Below are 14,592 nucleotides of genomic sequence, written 5' to 3' on the forward strand. Positions count from 1 at the left end.
CAATTCTCTCGTCTCAGCTTTATACATCCTCTCTTGCCAATCGATACAACTCATTTAAAATCAGCATGTTATCCGTTTCTCTCCACGCTGGCACGCACCTTGCCGTATACAGCCCGCGAACGATCCCCTGCACCAAGCAGTTCGGTCCCTGGAGGTGGCGATGGAGCCCTGGTACGAGAGCAAGCTTTCCCCCGTAGCGCTCCCCGACGGAATAACCCTGCCGCTGGAGATCCGGGTGCACGGACGCGGCGGGCAGGGGGGTGTCACCTGCGCAAAGCTGATCGCGGCGCTCTACGCCGGGATGGGGCTGGCGGTGCAAACCTTCGGCGATTACGGCAGCGAGCGCTCCGGCGCCCCGGTCCAGGCATTCACCCGGGTGGACCGCACCCGGATCACCAACCGCAACAAGATCTACCGCCCCGATCACCTGCTGGTGCTCGATCCCGGCCTCCTGGAGACCCCGGTCCTCTCCGGTGTTGCACCGGGCGCGCTCATCCTGTTGAACGCGACGGCCCCCCCCGAGGCCTTCGCCGACACGTTCCGCCACTTCCGCTACGCCGTCGTCGACGCGACGGAAATCGCCCGCGAGCAGGGGATCGGCTCCAGCTCGGTGGTCATCATCAACACCACCATCATCGGTGCGTACCTGCGCCTGCTCGGCCTGCCGCACGAGCTTTTGCGCGCCGCCTTCGACAAGCTGGGGTTGCTCGGCGACCTCCCCGCTGCCGAGCTCGCCTACCAGCGGGTGCAGATCCGCGAGACCGCCGAGTCTGGCGCGGCCGCAGCGCAACCGGCAGCGTTCAGCGCCGGGAGTGCCGAGGTAACACCGATCGCCGGCGTGGCGCAGGATTTTCCCGTCGACCTGAAGACCGGCCTTTGGAGCAACCTCTCCCCCGGCTACCGCAACTACACCCCGCCCTGCAATGCCGCCTGCCCGGCCGGAAACGACATCGTCGCCTTCGTGCAGGCCCTGAAGAAAGAGGGGCCGGAGGCGACCGCCGCCATCCTCTTGCGCACCCAGGCGCTCCCCGCGGTCTGCGGCCGGGTCTGCCCGGCCCCCTGCATGAACGACTGCAACCGCAAGGCGTTCGACGGCTCGGTCAACATCCGCAGCCTGGAGCGCTGGATCGCCGACCACAGCGAACTCTCTCTCCCCAAAGAGACGGCGGCAGAACCGCGCCGCTTCGCCATCGTGGGGGGCGGCCCGGCCGGGCTGAGCGCCGCCTACCAGCTGGCGCTGCGCGGCCACCATGCCACCATCCACGAAGCCGCAGCGAAGCTCGGCGGCGTGCTGCGCTACGGGATCCCGGAGTTCCGGCTTCCCGCCGAGGTGCTGGATCGCGACCTCTCCCGCATCCTCGCCCTGGGAGTGCAGACGGTCTGCGACCGCCCGGTCACCAGTGCCGAACTGACACGCCTGGCAAGCGAGTACGATGCCGTCCTCATCTGTACCGGCTTCGGCGCGCCGCATACCCTCGGGGTCTCCGGCGAAGAGCTCCCGGGGGTCGAGCAGGGGCTCCCCTTTCTGGAACGGGTGAAGAGTACCGGCGAAAAGGTCTCCGGACAGGTCGTCGTGGTGGGCGGCGGCAACTCGGCCATCGACTGCGCCCGAAGCGCCCTGCGCTGCGGCGCCGATTCGGTGCGCATCGTCTACCGGCGCAGCCGTGAGGACATGCCCGCCATCGTGGAGGAGATCGCCGAGGCCGAGCAGGAGGGGACCCGCCTGATGACCCGGCGCCAGCCGGTCTCGCTGAGCGGCGCCGACCGGGTCACCGGGATCACCATCGCGGAAGTCGAAGCCGGCGCACCCGACGCGAGCGGCCGCTGCCGCCCGGTGGTCACCGAGCGTACCACCGAGCTTACCTGCGACCTGGTGCTGCTCGCGCTGGGGCAGGTGAACGAGCGCGAGCTGCTCCCCCGCGACTGGGAATTCAAAGAGGGACGCATCTACCGGGGCGAGAGCGCTCTGCCGGTCTGGCTGGCCGGCGACTGCTGCACCGGCGAGGGAACCGTGACCCACGCCATCGGCAACGCGCGCCGGACCGTGCTCAGAATGCTCGCAGAACTCGCTGCCGGTCCGCTGGAAGCGCAGCCGGGCGTCGCGGACCAGGTGGTGGCGCCGGCCCAGATCCGCTTCTCGGCCTTCGAGGTGGACCCTCCCGGCCAGGACCGCCACATCCCCATCGCCCAGGCGCGCCAGGGGTTCGCCGAGTTCAACCTTGGCCTTGACGGCCCCCAGGAGGCCCAGCGCTGCTTCTCCTGCGGACAGTGCACCCAGTGCGATACCTGCCTCATCTATTGCCCGGACGGCATCATCTACCGCTGCGACGACGGCTACCGGGTCGACCTGGAACGCTGCAAAGGGTGCGGCATGTGCGTTGCCGAGTGCCCGCGCTGCGCCATGGAGATGCATGAGAAAAACGCACAGGGAGGCAAACCATGAAGGGCGAACTCTTAAGCGCCAACCACGCCGCGGCACTGGCGGCCACCCTTGCCGCGCGCGCCAACCGCTTCGGCCGCGGCTTCTGCAGCGGCGTTTACCCCATCACCCCCTCCACCGAGTGCATGGAGTTCCTCTGCAACCAGGTAATCGAGAAGGGGAAGGTGGTGCGCGTCGAGAGCGAGCACAGCGCCATGGGTGTCTGCATCGGCGCCTCGGCGGCCGGCGCACGCTCCTTCACCGCCACCGCCTCCAACGGGCTCGCCTACATGGCCGAGAACTGCGTCGCCGCGGCGAGCCTGCGCCTCCCCATCGTGTTGACCGTGGCCAACCGGACCATGGGGCCTCCCTGGAACATCTGGGCCGACCACGGCGACGCGCTCATGCTGCGCGACCTGGGGCTGATCCAGTTCTACTGCGCCGACAACCAGGAGGTGTTCGATACCGTGCTGGCCGCGTTTCGCTTGGCCGAAGACCCGCGGGTGCTGATGCCGGTCATGGTCTGCATGGAAGGGTTCATCCTCTCCCACACCGTGGCGCAGACCGACGTCCCCAGCCAGGAGCAGGTGGATGCCTTCCTTCCGCCCACCCGGGTTCCGCAGCAGCTCGGCAGCACGCCGCATTCGCTGGGGCAGATGGAACTGCCGCGCCAGACCGAGGCGCACCGCAAGCAGCACCACGAGGCGATGCGCGCGGCCGGTGCCGTGCTTGACGAGGTCCGCGCCGAGTTCGGCCGTCACTTCGACCGCGAACTCCCGGGTGCGGTGGTCCCCTACCGGATGGGGGATGCCGAGACCGTCATCGTCTCCCTGGGCACCATGGGGCTTACCGCCGAGCGGGTGGTGGATTCTCTGCGCGAGCGCGGCCAGCAGGTGGGAGCGCTGCGGGTGCGGCTCTTCCGGCCCTTCCCCGTTGCGGACCTGCGCCGTCAACTGGCCGGGAAAAAGCGGATCGCCGTGCTGGACCGCGACCTGAGCGTCGGCCTGGGGGGGATCCTCTGGAGCGAGCTGCGCGGGGTTGCCGACCCCGGCGCGCTGGTGCAGAACTACCTCACCGGTCTGGGGGGCGGCGACGTCTGTCCCGAGCACCTGGAACGGATAGTGGACGATGTGTGCAGTCGCAGCGAGGCCGGCGACCCGGTCTTTTTGGAGGAGCTATGATGAACGAACCGCTTCTGGGGGGGATGGCGCAGACCGTGCTCGATCGCGGCGAGCCGCTCTTGCGCCCCGGCAACACCAACTGCGGCGGCTGCGGCATGTCGAACCTCATGCAGATGCTGAGGCGCGCGGTGGCCGACCGGCCGGTGCAGTTGATCATTCCCGCCTGCTGCGGTGCCATCGCGGCCGGCTCCTTTCCGCAAAGCGGCTACGGCGCGCCCACCCTGCTGACCACCTTCGCCTCCGCGGCGGCAGCGGCCAGCGGCGCGGCGAACGTGGCCCAGCTGAACGGCGAGGAGACCCGGGTCATCTGCCTGGCCGGCGACGGCGGTACCTACGATATCGGTTTCGCCACCATGTCGGCCGCCGCCGAGCGTAACGAGGACATCCTCTACATCTGCTACGACAACGAGATCTACGGGAACACCGGCGGTCAGCGCTCCTCGGCCACCCCGGCCGGTGCGGTCACCAGCAACACCCCCGGTGGCAAGAAAGAGGAGAAGAAGGACCTGATGGCCATCATGGCCGCCCACCGGATCCCCTACGCCGCCTCGATCTCGCTCGCGCACGCCGACGATACCATGAGGAAGCTGAGGCATGCCCTCGACCTGAAAGGATTTCGTTTCCTGCACGTGCTTTCCCCCTGTCCGACCGGGTGGAAGTCCGAGCCGGCGCTGGGGATCGAGCTGGTGCGGCTCGCGGTGCGCTCCGGCATCTACCCGGTGTTCGAGGTCTTCGACGGCCAGCGCCACCAGATCAACATCGAGCCCGACTTCTCCGACGAAGCGCTGGAGATGTACCTCTCCCTGCAGCGCAGATTCCAGCGTTCGGGCCTGAAGGCATCCGACCTGCGTCCGGCCATCGACCGGCACTGGCAGCACCTGCGCGTCCTAAGCGGCAGGATCGTTCCGGCGAAGCGGGTGTAAGAGGGGGACGAGCTCCGGGGGGCTGGCTCCGCCAGGTGCCTGACCCCTTAGCCGGGAAACGCTGAAGCAAAGGGGGCCGTTCCGCCGGCTCTCCTCATGCTCCCAAGGCCGCCGCGGGAAAGGGTGAGGATCGGCTCTGCAAAGGTTTTTCCAGGAGCAATGGAGCGTGGATGAAGATGTCACGCGGCGCGGCCGGCGGCCCCACGTTCTCCCCTTTGCGAAGGGGGGGACCTGAGGGTTGCTGCAGCGCTGCGTGGCAACGTCAAACAACCTTCGTCACATCATCAACGAAAGGAGCAACCGATGCGCAAGTACGTGGGTGAAAGGGTGAAAAAACTGCGCGAGGCGCAGGGGCTCGCGTTGGAGCAGGTCTGCAAGCTGACCGGCATTCCCGCCGACCAGCTGCGCGCCATCGAGGAGGGGGACTCGGTCCCGGCCATCGGGGTGGTGATCAAGCTCTCGCGGGTGCTCGGCTCCCGGATGGAGGGGCTGCTGCACGGCGGCGGGGTGGTCTCCGAATCGCTCACCATCTGCCGCTCGGGCGAGTCGCTGGTCCCCGAGCAGGGCGATACCAACCAGGGGTACGCCTATAAGTCGCTCACTCGGCCGGGGACTGCAGGGCACCTCATGGAGCCGTTCCTGCTCTCCTTCGATCCCCAGTCCGAACCGGGGGTGCCGATCAGCCATGACGGGCAGGAGTTCGTCTTCGTGCTGGACGGCGAGATCGAGCTCTTCTACGACGGACAGAGCTATCGCCTGGCGCGCGGCGACAGCGCCTACCTGGACGCCTCCCGGCCTCATACCTTCCACGGCCTGGGCGACCGGTTGGCCCAGATGATGGCGGTGGTCAGTTCGGGGTAGCCACCAAAAGGCACAAAAACCACAAAAGGGAAACCTTACCAGCTGGTTTGGCCTTGGGCGTTGACGGAAAAGGCCGGACCCGTTATGGTTGAGGGCTTTTTTGTGTCTTTTGTACCTTTTGGCGGCAAAGAGAGCCCTTGCCTTTCTCCTTTGCCTCTTTTCCCTTCCACGGCCACCGCCAATGGTGGTACTTTGTCGGCATGTCTTGGAAAGTCATCGAAAATCGACGCAATACCTTGGCCGGAGAGAGCGGAGCGCTGCAGCAAAAGCGTGGCGGCCGTCTCTCCTGCTGTGTGGTCTACCCCAACCGCTACCATTCCGCGATGAGCAACCTCGGGTTTCAGACGGTGTACGCGCTGCTGAACGAGCACGCCGAGGTGGTCTGCGACCGCGCCTTTCTCCCCGACCGCGAGGAGTTGGGCGAACTCGAGCGCACCCGCGGGACGCTCCTCTCCCTGGAAACCCAGCGGCCGCTCTCCTCCTTCGACCTCATAGCCTTCTCGGTCTCCTTTGAAAGCGATTACCTGAATATCCCGGTGATCTTCCGGCTCTCGGGCATTCCGCCCCTGGCCGCGGAGCGCTCACCCCTGCAGCCCCTGGTGCTTGCCGGCGGTGCCGCCCTGTTCCTCAATCCCGAACCGGTAGCTCCGCTTTTGGACCTCGTCTGCATTGGGGAGGCTGAGCCGCTGCTACCCGGTGTCATCGACCTGTTTTTGGAGGGTGCGGAGAGCCGGGACGACCTGCTTACCCGGGCCGCACAGCTACCGGGAGTCTACGTCCCTTCTCTGTACGAGCCGGTTTACGACGGGGCTCGACAGGTGGCGTTGCACGCTCAGGCGGGAGCTCCCCAACGGGTGCGCCGGATCTGGGATCCCGAGATCGAGGCACGTCCCACGGTGACCGAGATCCACACCGAGGCGACCGAGTTCTCCGGAATGCACCTGGTGGAGCTTTCGCGCGGCTGCCCGCGCGCCTGCCGATTCTGCGCCGCAGGGTTCATCTACCTGCCGTACCGGACCAGGTCAGTGGAGGTGGTGCGCGATGAGGTATTGAAGGGGGTAGCTGAAGGGCGCAAGGTCGGCCTCGTAGCGGCGGCGGTTTCGGACTACCGGGGGATCGGTGACCTCTGCCAGGAGATCATTGACGCGGGGGGGACCTTCTCGGTCTCCTCGTTCAGGATCGATCACCTCGACTCGGCCATGATCGAGGCGCTCAAGGCCAGCGGTCAGAAGACGGTGGCACTCGCCCCCGAAGGCGGTTCGCAGCGGCTGCGCGACCTGATCCGCAAGGGGATCGACGAAGAGCAGATCCTCTCCGCCTGCGACCTCTTGATTGGCCACGACATACTGAACCTGAAGCTCTACTTCATCATCGGGCTCCCGACAGAAACCGCCCAGGACCTGGAGGAGCTAGTTTCCCTGGTCCTGAAGATCCGGGAGCGGGTGGTGACTGCGGCGAAGGCGAACAAGCGGCTCGGCGAGATCCAGCTTTCGGTAAATCCCTTCATCCCCAAGCCCTTCACGCCGTTTCAATGGTGCGGCATGGAGGATATGAAGAGCATCGAGAAGAAGTGGAAGTTCCTGCAGAAGGCCTTCGGAAAGCACGCCAACCTGCGCATCCAGATGGAGAGCCCGCGCGAGGCCTACCAACAGGCGCTCTTTTCACGCGGCGACCGCAGGCTCGCTCCGCTGCTCATCGAGGCGGACCGGCAGGGGAACTGGAAGAGCGCGTTGCGGGAGATGGAGTTCGACAGCGACAGCTTCGTCTACCGGGACATACCGCTCGAGGAGATGCTGCCGTGGTCCTTCATCGACGGTGGTGACGAGGCGAGGCTGGTGCGGGAGTATCGGCGGGCTTTTGGACTCGAGAGGGAACCTGGTGAAGCTGATCAGCAGGAACTACCGAAATGAAGCCTCGCGTGGCGAAATGAAGCTTCGTGGGTGCGAAGTGAAGTTTCGTGGGTGCGAAGTGAAGCTTCGTGGGTGCGAAGTGAAGTTTCGAGCCACGAAGTGAAGCTTGGGAACGAGGTGATTTTCTAATCTCGGTGCTCTCGTAGTGGGGAATGATTATTCTCCCCCACCGAGATTCTCTTAAAAGATGAGTGCCACCCGGAGAACAACGAAAAAGGCCCGGAGGAGCTTTCCTGCTCATCCGGGCCTTTAGTGTCTGTGTAACGCCTTCCCTTAGTTAAAGAAGAACCTCGCACCCACGGTGAAAGAGAGGTTGGACGGATCAAAGCTGCCGATCTTGGTCCCGTTGAAGTTCTTCACGTCGGCGGAGAACGCCTCGACACCGTTCACTTCCGCGGTCAGGGCGATCTGGCGCTGCAGGAAGTAATCGATACCAGCGGCCACATGCAGGCCGAGCACCGTTTCAGAGGTGTTGTGCGGCAGGTCGTTGATCAGGACGTTCATGCCGGCACCGAAGTAGGGGACCAGGCGCTGCCGCTCCGGCAGGCGGTACTGGGCGCCGATGGAGAGGTTGGTGACGTCAGCGTCCCCGTAGGTGCCGGCGTGGAACGAGGAGCGGGTGATGTCGAGTTCGGCGGCGATGTTGTCATCGACTCCGAAGAGCAGTCCGCCGCCGCCGATGAAGCCGGCATCGGTTTTTACCACGAGGGTGCCGACACCCGGAACATCGAGCTCGCTGTTGGCGGGGTTGATGACGCCGACCCGGCCGGTCACGGCGACGCGGCCACGCAGGTCACTGGCGTTTGCGGTACCGGCCACAAGTGCGGCCAGCATGGCACAGACGGCAAGGGAAAACAGTTTACGCATCAGTATCCTCCATGTTTGTGTGTAATGAATAACAGGGTTTGCGCAGTCTAAGACAAAAGCGGCTCCCCTTCAAGCGAAAAGCCTGTTCCCTTAAAGGAAACAGGCTTTTTGGTGCCTCCAGCCCCTCGAACTAGGAGATAAGCTTGATGGTTTCCTGGACTGCCTTCTCGATACCTACGGCAGCCTCGGCGATGCTCCCTGCCAGCATGTAGGCGGGGGTCGAAACGATCTTGTGCTCACGATCCACCACGAACTCGCTGACCGGACACGGTACGTGCTTGCTGCCGGTAGCGTTGATGGCCTCGGCGGTCTCGGTATCGGTACCGATGGTGAGTTGCGGTGCGAGGTCCCGGCCCAGGGCGAGGGCGAGTACCGAGGGCGCGATACAGATGGCGCAGATCGGTTTTTTGGCGAGAGCCATCTCTTTTACCAGGCGCAGCACGTCCGGCTGGACCGAGCCCTGGGGGCCGTCGTAGGCGAAGCTGCACAGGTTCTTGGCGGCACCGAAACCACCGGGAAGGATCAAGGCGTCCAACTCGGCGGCATTCACGTCTTTGACGTCGCTGATATCGCCGCGGGCGATGCGGGCAGCCTCCACCAACACGTTACGTTTCTCGCCCGTCTCCTGCATGGTCAGGTGGTTAACTTCGTTTACTTCCATATCCGGAGCCAGGCAGACGGCCTTGGCGCCACTCCGGCCGATGGCGAGCAGGGTGAGCACCGCTTCGTGGATCTCACTACCATCGCGGACTCCGCAGCCCGAGAGTATAACACCGACTTTTTTCATATAAGTCCCCTCCGGTCTCATTGATGTCCCATCATCGGGATGGCTGATATTCTAAGCGGGATACTGTTTACGCGCAAGCAGTTTGTATGTGGATCATCCAATCTAACACTCGATCACGTTCCATGCTTCACGCTCCACCTCTTTAGTTCGAGTTGAAGATCTGGAGTTGAGCGATTCCGGTTCCAACCTAGAACTTAGAACGTAGCACGTAGAACAGGCTACGGTGTGGGAGTAAAGGTTTGTTGACTGCGTGCCGAAGATACCCTAGTCTGGAGTTCCCACCACTAGTGGCACTATTGAAACGGATATCGACCATGTCTATCGCCTCACACCCCTATCCCGAAGTGAAGATCGAGCGCTGTACCGGCTGCGGGCGCTGTGTCGCCGCCTGTCCCGAGCGCCTTTTCACCTTTAAGGTGGTGGGCTACCGTAAGCACGCCACACTCACCGCGCCGGAGCGCTGCACCCAGTGCGGCAAATGCATCGTGGAATGCCCCTTTAACGCCCTCTCCTGACTTCCCCTCTCTAGTTTCTCTGCAGCGTGTCTACCTGTGCCAGTTTCGGGAACAGCTTTATCCACAAAAGCACCACGACGATGGTACCGATCCCACCGATGAGCACCGCCGGCACCGTCCCGAACAGGGCGGCTGTGGTCCCCGATTCGAATTCCCCCAGTTGGTTCGAGGTGCCGATGAACATCGAGTTGACCGCGCTCACCCGGCCGCGCATCTCGTCCGGCGTCTCGATCTGCACCAGGGAACTGCGGATCACGACGCTGATGACGTCGGCCGCTCCGAGGACCACCAGGGTGGCGACCGAGAGGGCAAACGAGGTGGAGAGCGCGAAGACGATGGTGGCGACGCCGAAGATGAAGACGCTGATGAACATGGTGCGTCCCACCCGACGCCGGAGCGGGGCACGGGCCAGGAGAACCGACATCCCCAATGCCCCCAACGCTGGTGCCGCACGCAAAAGACCAAGACCTTGAGGCCCGGTATGCAGGATGTCGCGCGCATAGACGGGCAAGAGAGCCGTGGCGCCTCCCAAGAGCACCGCGAAGAGGTCTAAAGAGATGGCGCCGAGAATTTCCGGACGGCTGCGGATGAAGGCGATGCCGGCAAATAGGGAGGAGATGCTGACCGGTTCGCGTTTGGACGCCGGACGCTCCAGCCGGATCAGCGAGACCATGGCGCAGGCCGTAAGGAAAAGGACGCTGGCCAGGGCGTACACCGTGGTAGGACCCAGTACGTAGAGGATCCCGCCCAAAGCGGGGCCGACGATACTGGCGGTCTGGTTTGCCGAAGCGGACCAGGCCGCGGCGCTTGGGATCAGCTCCTGCGGTACCAGGGTCGGCACCAGCGCCTGCATGGTAGGGCTTTCGAAGGCGCGGGCAGCCCCGGTCACAAAGACGGTCACCAAGATGACCTCCTTGGTGATCCACCCGGTGTAACTCCCCACGGCGAGCAGGGCGAGGGCGGCTCCTTCGATCACCTGGCAGATGGCCGAGATGCGGCGCCGGTCGTAGCGGTCGGCGACGTGCCCCACGGCAAGTGTCAGGAGCAACATGGGGAGGAACTGGGCGAGCCCGACCAGCCCGAGGTACCAGGCGCTGCCGGTCAGGTGGTAGATCTGCCACCCGACGGCCACCCCCTGCATCTGGAAGGATATCGTGGAGCTTACGCGGGCCAGCCAGAAGAAGCGGAAGGCAGGATGGCGCAGGACCGATTGTTGGACGTGGTGTGGAGTGGCAGACATGAAACCTCGCTTCTTGCAGCGAAAAATCGCAAATTCCCCTGTCCGATTGACAAGAAAAGGAGCTCTTACATACTCTACAGGGAAACTGAGAGTGAAGAGGCTGGTTGGGGATTAACTCACAAAAAAGTGCAAAAAAGGAGGACGCTATGCTCTTATTTGTCCAGCAGAACAAAGTGCATCACTACCCGGTCGAAAAGAACTGCAGTGCAGTTTATCAGAACGAGCAACTGCGCGATACAGTTCCGCACGGCGCCAAGCCCTGTCCCTACTGCATGAATGTCTGGCCGGAGAGTAAGGACAAGCGGGTGACCGCCTGAGTTGGCAGGGGCTTTGCGGCGGATCGGGGGCGACTGATTATCGGAAATCCAAGCAGAGGTACTTTCGCCAAAATCTAGGCGACGCAACAGGCGTCACGTCCTCCCCTTTGCGAAGGGGAGACAGAGGGGATTTGCTGTAGCCTACGTGGGGCGGAGGAGGCGGTAGCAGAAAAGGTTCAGATCCTGCGGAGCAAAAAAACAAAGAGGCCGCCTTCCCGAATGGAAAAGGCGGCCTTCTTGTTGTGGTGATCCCAAGGGGACTTGAACCCCTGTTACCGACGTGAAAGGCCGGTGTCCTAACCACTAGACGATGGGACCGAGAAGTAAAACAGGCTAAGGCTGAACCTTAACCTGTCTTGTGAGGAGGTGGTGAGCCGCGTTGGGATCGAACCAACGACCACCTGATTAAAAGTCAGGTGCTCTACCAACTGAGCTAGCGGCTCCTATCTTCTCTCTCTACTTAGCAGCATCGCAAAAAAAGCCCCGAAGAAGCTCGGGGCGTTCTTTTTGAATGGCGTCCCCAGCCGGATTTGAACCGGCGTCGCCGCCGTGAAAGGGCGGTGTCCTGGGCCGGGCTAGACGATGGGGACGGAACTGGTGAGCCGCGTTGGGATCGAACCAACGACCACCTGATTAAAAGTCAGGTGCTCTACCAACTGAGCTAGCGGCTCTAATGTTCCCTGCAGAAGCAAGAACAACCTTATAGCAAATTAGAATCTGAGGGTCAACAATTTTTTTGCGAAAAAGTTACGCCTCGAACGGGTTGCGCAGGACAATGGTCTCGCTGCGGCGCGGCCCCACGGAGACCAGGACCACCGGAGCCCCGGAGAGTTCCTCGATGCGTTTGATGTAGTTCTGGGCATTTTCAGGCAGTTCGGCCAGCGACTTCGCGCCGGTGATGTCTTCGGTCCACCCCGGGAACTCCTGGTAGATCGGGCGGCACTGCTCGATGACCTCGAGGCTCGCCGGCACTTCGTCGAGCACCTGGCCGTTGTACGAGTAGCCGGTGCAGACTTTCACGGTTTCCAGGCCGGAGAGGACGTCCAGCTTGGTGATGGCGATGCCGGAGAGGCCGTTGACGCGCACCGCGTAGCGGGCCACCAGTGCGTCGTACCAGCCGCAGCGGCGCGGCCGGCCGGTGGTGGAGCCGAACTCGCGGCCGGCCTGGCGCAGTGCCTCGCCGGTCTCGTCTTCCAGTTCGGTCGGGAAGGGGCCGCTCCCCACGCGGGTTGCGTAGGCCTTGGCGATGCCGATTACTTCGTGGATCTCGCGCGGGCTCACGCCGGAGCCGGTGCAGGCGCCGCCGGAGCAGGTGGAAGAAGAGGTCACGTACGGATAGCTGCCGTGGTCGACGTCCAAAAGGGTCCCCTGAGCCCCTTCGAAGAGGAGACTCTTGCCGGCCCGGATCTCCTTGTGCAGGAGCAGCGAGGTGTCGGCCGCGTACTTGCGGAGGGTCTCGGCGTAGCCCATGTACTCTTCGTAGATCTCCTCGAAGGTAAACGGCTTGTCGTTCAGGAACTGGGTGAGGATGAGGTTCTTCTCGTCGAGGATCTCCTTCACCTTGCGGGAGAAGGACTTCTCGTCCAGAAGGTCCATGAGCCGGATGCCGCGGCGGCCGATCTTGTCCTCGTAGGCGGGTCCGATGCCGCGACCGGTGGTGCCGATCTTCTTGGCGCCGCTTTTCGCCTCGCGGGCGATGTCGATCCGCTTGTGGTACGGCATGATGATGTGCAGCGACTCGGAAAGGCGCAGCATACTGTCGTCTTTCAGGTAGCCGTTGGCCTTGAGCTTGGTGATCTCCATGATGAAGACTTCGGGGTCGAGCACCACGCCGTTGCCGATGATGCAGCGCTTCCCTTCGTGCAGGATCCCGGAGGGGATCAGGTGCAGGATGACCTTCTCGTCACCCACCACGAGGGTGTGGCCTGCGTTGTTGCCCCCCTGGTAGCGCACCACGTTGTCGGCAAATTCCGTGTAGATGTCGACGACTTTCCCTTTTCCTTCATCGCCCCATTGGGCACCGATTACGACGACGTTAGCCATGATTTTCCCCTTGTGAATCGAATTTCAGATCCAGACTCTTTTCGAACAGCGCCTCCCGCGGCAGCGTGATGGCGCGCCGGTCTGCGACCCGCACCACGTAGACTTGGTCCGGGGGGCACTCTTCCGCGCCGATGACCAGAAGCCAGCGGATGTCCATTTTCTTTGCGTAGCTAAAAGAGCTCTCGAAGTCGCGCTTGATGATGTCCCGTGCGCAGGAGTAACCCAGGGCCCTCAGCTGTTGTGCGATTTCCAGCGCCTCGCGGCGCTCGTCCTTCTGGTTGAAGATCAGGAAATCGCGGCTGCGGCTCGCCTCGACGTCGGGGCGCTTGGAGAGGCTCGCCAAAAGCGCCATGATGTTGAAGGCGAAACCGGTCGCCGGGGCCGGGAACCCGTATTTCGCGGTGAGGTCGTCGTAGCGGCCGCCGCTGCAGACCGCCTCTCCCAGTCCCGGTACGAACCCTTCGAAGGTGATGCCGGTGTGGTAGTCGAGGCCGCGGATCTCGCCAAGGTCAACGGTGAGGTAATCGGAGACGCCGTAGATGTCGAGGATCTCCAAGACCTGGCTCAGGTTGTCCAGGGCCTTCAGCGAGCGCTCGTTTGTCACCGCGCGGCGGGCCTCCTCGACGATCTCGCGGCCGCCGTAGAGTCGGGGGAGCAGGAGGATCGCCTCTTTCACCTGGTCGGAAACCGGCTCCGCTTCAAGGATGCTGCGTACCGCCGAGACGTCCTTCTTGGAGATCGCCTCCTGCAGCCGGAACTGGGCGGCCGGGGCGAGCCCCGAAGCCTCCATGATGCCGCGGTAGAAGCCGACCTGTCCCAGGTCGATCTTGAATCCGGAGAAACCGAGGTTTTTCAGCACCTCAACCGCCATGGCCACCATCTCGGCGTCCGCCTCGGGGGCGTCCAGGCCGATGAGCTCCACGCCGGACTGGAAGATCTCGCGGCTGCGGCCGGACTGCATCTCGGCCTGGCGCAGCACGCGCCCGTTGTAGTAGAGGCGGTGCGGCAGCGGCTGGGCGTGCATCCTGGTTGCTACGATGCGGGCCACCTGGGGGGTGATGTCGGGGGGGATGGCCAAAAGCCGGCCTGTCTGTCGATCGTCGAAGCGGAAGGTCTTGCCGCGTAGTTCCTCGCCCATGCCGAGGGCCAGGACTTCTTCGAATTCCAGAAGCGGGGTGATCATGCGGCGGAAGCCCCACAGGTCGAAGACCTGGTGGATGCGTGCCGCGATGTGGTTGATCTTGTCGGCCGTCTCTGGGAGGAAATCGCTTACTCCCTTGGGAAGCGGCGCTTCTATGCAGGAAGGGTTGGTCACGGGAGGTTCCTAAAACAGGTTCTACGTTCCATGCCCTAGGTTGAAAACCAAGTCCCGAGTCGCAAGGACGCGGTGCAACCTTTCGGAGAAGCGTTGCACCGCGCCGTTCAACGCAGAACCTGGAACGTAGAACATGGAACTGATTGTAAGGGTCGAAGCGAGAAAACCTAACAGCATACCCGGGGGAAGTCAACGATTAAATCCCCCGCTAAAG

At 63.4% G+C, this 14,592-nt stretch carries 12 protein-coding genes and 4 tRNA genes; 7 read left to right on the top strand and 9 right to left on the bottom strand.

Going from position 1 to position 14,592, the window contains the following annotated elements; genetic code table 11:
* The first annotated feature begins 160 nt into the window (after positions 1–160).
* The 5 genes from GMST_RS10425 to GMST_RS10445 all read left to right on the top strand — a co-directional run bounded on the left by GMST_RS10425 (position 161) and on the right by GMST_RS10445 (position 7,294).
* Complete coding sequence (locus GMST_RS10425; RefSeq protein ID WP_183354588.1) at positions 161–2,443, top strand: 2-oxoacid:acceptor oxidoreductase family protein; 2,283 nt, start codon at positions 161–163, stop codon at positions 2,441–2,443.
* Complete coding sequence (locus GMST_RS10430) at positions 2,440–3,600, top strand: pyruvate ferredoxin oxidoreductase (protein WP_183354589.1); 1,161 nt, start codon at positions 2,440–2,442, stop codon at positions 3,598–3,600. The genes GMST_RS10425 and GMST_RS10430 overlap by 4 nt, the downstream gene beginning before the upstream one ends.
* Positions 3,600–4,523, top strand: coding sequence for a thiamine pyrophosphate-dependent enzyme (locus GMST_RS10435; RefSeq protein ID WP_183354590.1), 924 nt, complete (start codon positions 3,600–3,602; stop codon positions 4,521–4,523). Before GMST_RS10430 ends, GMST_RS10435 begins: the two co-directional genes overlap by 1 nt.
* Before the next feature lie 303 nt (positions 4,524–4,826).
* Positions 4,827–5,384, top strand: coding sequence for a cupin domain-containing protein (locus GMST_RS10440; protein WP_183354591.1), 558 nt, complete (start codon positions 4,827–4,829; stop codon positions 5,382–5,384).
* A 200-nt stretch (positions 5,385–5,584) separates the two neighbouring features.
* Positions 5,585–7,294, top strand: a complete 1,710-nt coding sequence (locus tag GMST_RS10445; protein ID WP_183354592.1) for a radical SAM protein — start codon at positions 5,585–5,587, stop codon at positions 7,292–7,294.
* Between the two features lie 273 nt (positions 7,295–7,567).
* Here the strand turns inward: GMST_RS10445 and GMST_RS10450 are convergent, their stop codons facing one another.
* Both GMST_RS10450 and elbB read right to left on the bottom strand, forming a co-directional pair.
* Positions 7,568–8,161 (bottom strand): outer membrane beta-barrel protein, encoded by a 594-nt coding sequence (locus GMST_RS10450; RefSeq protein ID WP_183354593.1) that lies wholly within the window; start codon positions 8,159–8,161, stop codon positions 7,568–7,570.
* Between the two features lie 130 nt (positions 8,162–8,291).
* Positions 8,292–8,948 carry an isoprenoid biosynthesis glyoxalase ElbB gene (gene elbB, locus GMST_RS10455; protein ID WP_183354594.1) on the bottom strand — a complete coding sequence of 219 codons (657 nt, stop codon included), beginning with the start codon at positions 8,946–8,948 and terminating at the stop codon, positions 8,292–8,294.
* Between the two features lie 314 nt (positions 8,949–9,262).
* Between elbB and GMST_RS10460 the strand changes: the two genes are divergently transcribed.
* Entirely contained in the window at positions 9,263–9,463 is a 201-nt protein-coding gene (locus GMST_RS10460; protein WP_183354595.1) for a DUF362 domain-containing protein, read from the top strand.
* A 10-nt stretch (positions 9,464–9,473) separates the two neighbouring features.
* Here the strand turns inward: GMST_RS10460 and GMST_RS10465 are convergent, their stop codons facing one another.
* Positions 9,474–10,703: an MFS transporter gene (locus tag GMST_RS10465; RefSeq protein ID WP_183354596.1), complete on the bottom strand. Its 1,230-nt coding sequence runs from the start codon at positions 10,701–10,703 to the stop codon at positions 9,474–9,476.
* A gap of 146 nt (positions 10,704–10,849) precedes the next feature.
* On the opposite strand from GMST_RS10465, the gene GMST_RS10470 reads away from it, so the two are divergent.
* Positions 10,850–11,020, top strand: coding sequence for a hypothetical protein (locus GMST_RS10470; protein ID WP_183354597.1), 171 nt, complete (start codon positions 10,850–10,852; stop codon positions 11,018–11,020).
* A 243-nt stretch (positions 11,021–11,263) separates the two neighbouring features.
* Here GMST_RS10470 and GMST_RS10475 read toward each other — a convergent pair.
* The 6 genes from GMST_RS10475 to GMST_RS10500 all read right to left on the bottom strand — a co-directional run bounded on the left by GMST_RS10475 (position 11,264) and on the right by GMST_RS10500 (position 14,378).
* Positions 11,264–11,338, bottom strand: a tRNA-Glu gene (locus GMST_RS10475).
* 49 nt (positions 11,339–11,387) lie between these two features.
* A tRNA-Lys gene (locus tag GMST_RS10480) sits at positions 11,388–11,463 on the bottom strand.
* Positions 11,464–11,532: 69 nt separating this feature from the next.
* Positions 11,533–11,610 (bottom strand) — tRNA-Glu (locus tag GMST_RS10485).
* 5 nt (positions 11,611–11,615) lie between these two features.
* Positions 11,616–11,691 (bottom strand) — tRNA-Lys (locus GMST_RS10490).
* Positions 11,692–11,767: 76 nt separating this feature from the next.
* Positions 11,768–13,063: an adenylosuccinate synthase gene (locus tag GMST_RS10495; protein WP_183354598.1), complete on the bottom strand. Its 1,296-nt coding sequence runs from the start codon at positions 13,061–13,063 to the stop codon at positions 11,768–11,770.
* On the bottom strand, positions 13,056–14,378 hold the full coding sequence (locus GMST_RS10500) for an ATP phosphoribosyltransferase regulatory subunit (RefSeq protein ID WP_183354599.1): 1,323 nt from the start codon (positions 14,376–14,378) through the stop codon (positions 13,056–13,058). Before GMST_RS10500 ends, GMST_RS10495 begins: the two co-directional genes overlap by 8 nt.
* Positions 14,379–14,592 lie beyond the last annotated feature (214 nt).

Origin of the sequence: Geomonas silvestris, assembly GCF_014193515.1 — a bacterium.
GTDB classification, from domain to species: Bacteria; Desulfobacterota; Desulfuromonadia; order Geobacterales; family Geobacteraceae; genus Geomonas; species Geomonas silvestris.

Bases quoted from the DNA above. Each gene is read 5' to 3' on its own strand.
- GMST_RS10435 (WP_183354590.1), top strand. From the start codon at position 3,600: ATGAACGAACCGCTTCTGGGGGGGATGGCGCAGACCGTGCTCGATCGC.
- elbB (WP_183354594.1), bottom strand. From the start codon at position 8,948: ATGAAAAAAGTCGGTGTTATACTCTCGGGCTGCGGAGTCCGCGATGGT.
- GMST_RS10460 (WP_183354595.1), top strand. From the start codon at position 9,263: ATGTCTATCGCCTCACACCCCTATCCCGAAGTGAAGATCGAGCGCTGT.
- GMST_RS10450 (WP_183354593.1), bottom strand. From the start codon at position 8,161: ATGCGTAAACTGTTTTCCCTTGCCGTCTGTGCCATGCTGGCCGCACTT.
- GMST_RS10440 (WP_183354591.1), top strand. From the start codon at position 4,827: ATGCGCAAGTACGTGGGTGAAAGGGTGAAAAAACTGCGCGAGGCGCAG.
- GMST_RS10430 (WP_183354589.1), top strand. From the start codon at position 2,440: ATGAAGGGCGAACTCTTAAGCGCCAACCACGCCGCGGCACTGGCGGCC.
- GMST_RS10465 (WP_183354596.1), bottom strand. From the start codon at position 10,703: ATGTCTGCCACTCCACACCACGTCCAACAATCGGTCCTGCGCCATCCT.
- GMST_RS10445 (WP_183354592.1), top strand. From the start codon at position 5,585: ATGTCTTGGAAAGTCATCGAAAATCGACGCAATACCTTGGCCGGAGAG.
- GMST_RS10495 (WP_183354598.1), bottom strand. From the start codon at position 13,063: ATGGCTAACGTCGTCGTAATCGGTGCCCAATGGGGCGATGAAGGAAAA.
- GMST_RS10470 (WP_183354597.1), top strand. From the start codon at position 10,850: ATGCTCTTATTTGTCCAGCAGAACAAAGTGCATCACTACCCGGTCGAA.
- GMST_RS10425 (WP_183354588.1), top strand. From the start codon at position 161: ATGGAGCCCTGGTACGAGAGCAAGCTTTCCCCCGTAGCGCTCCCCGAC.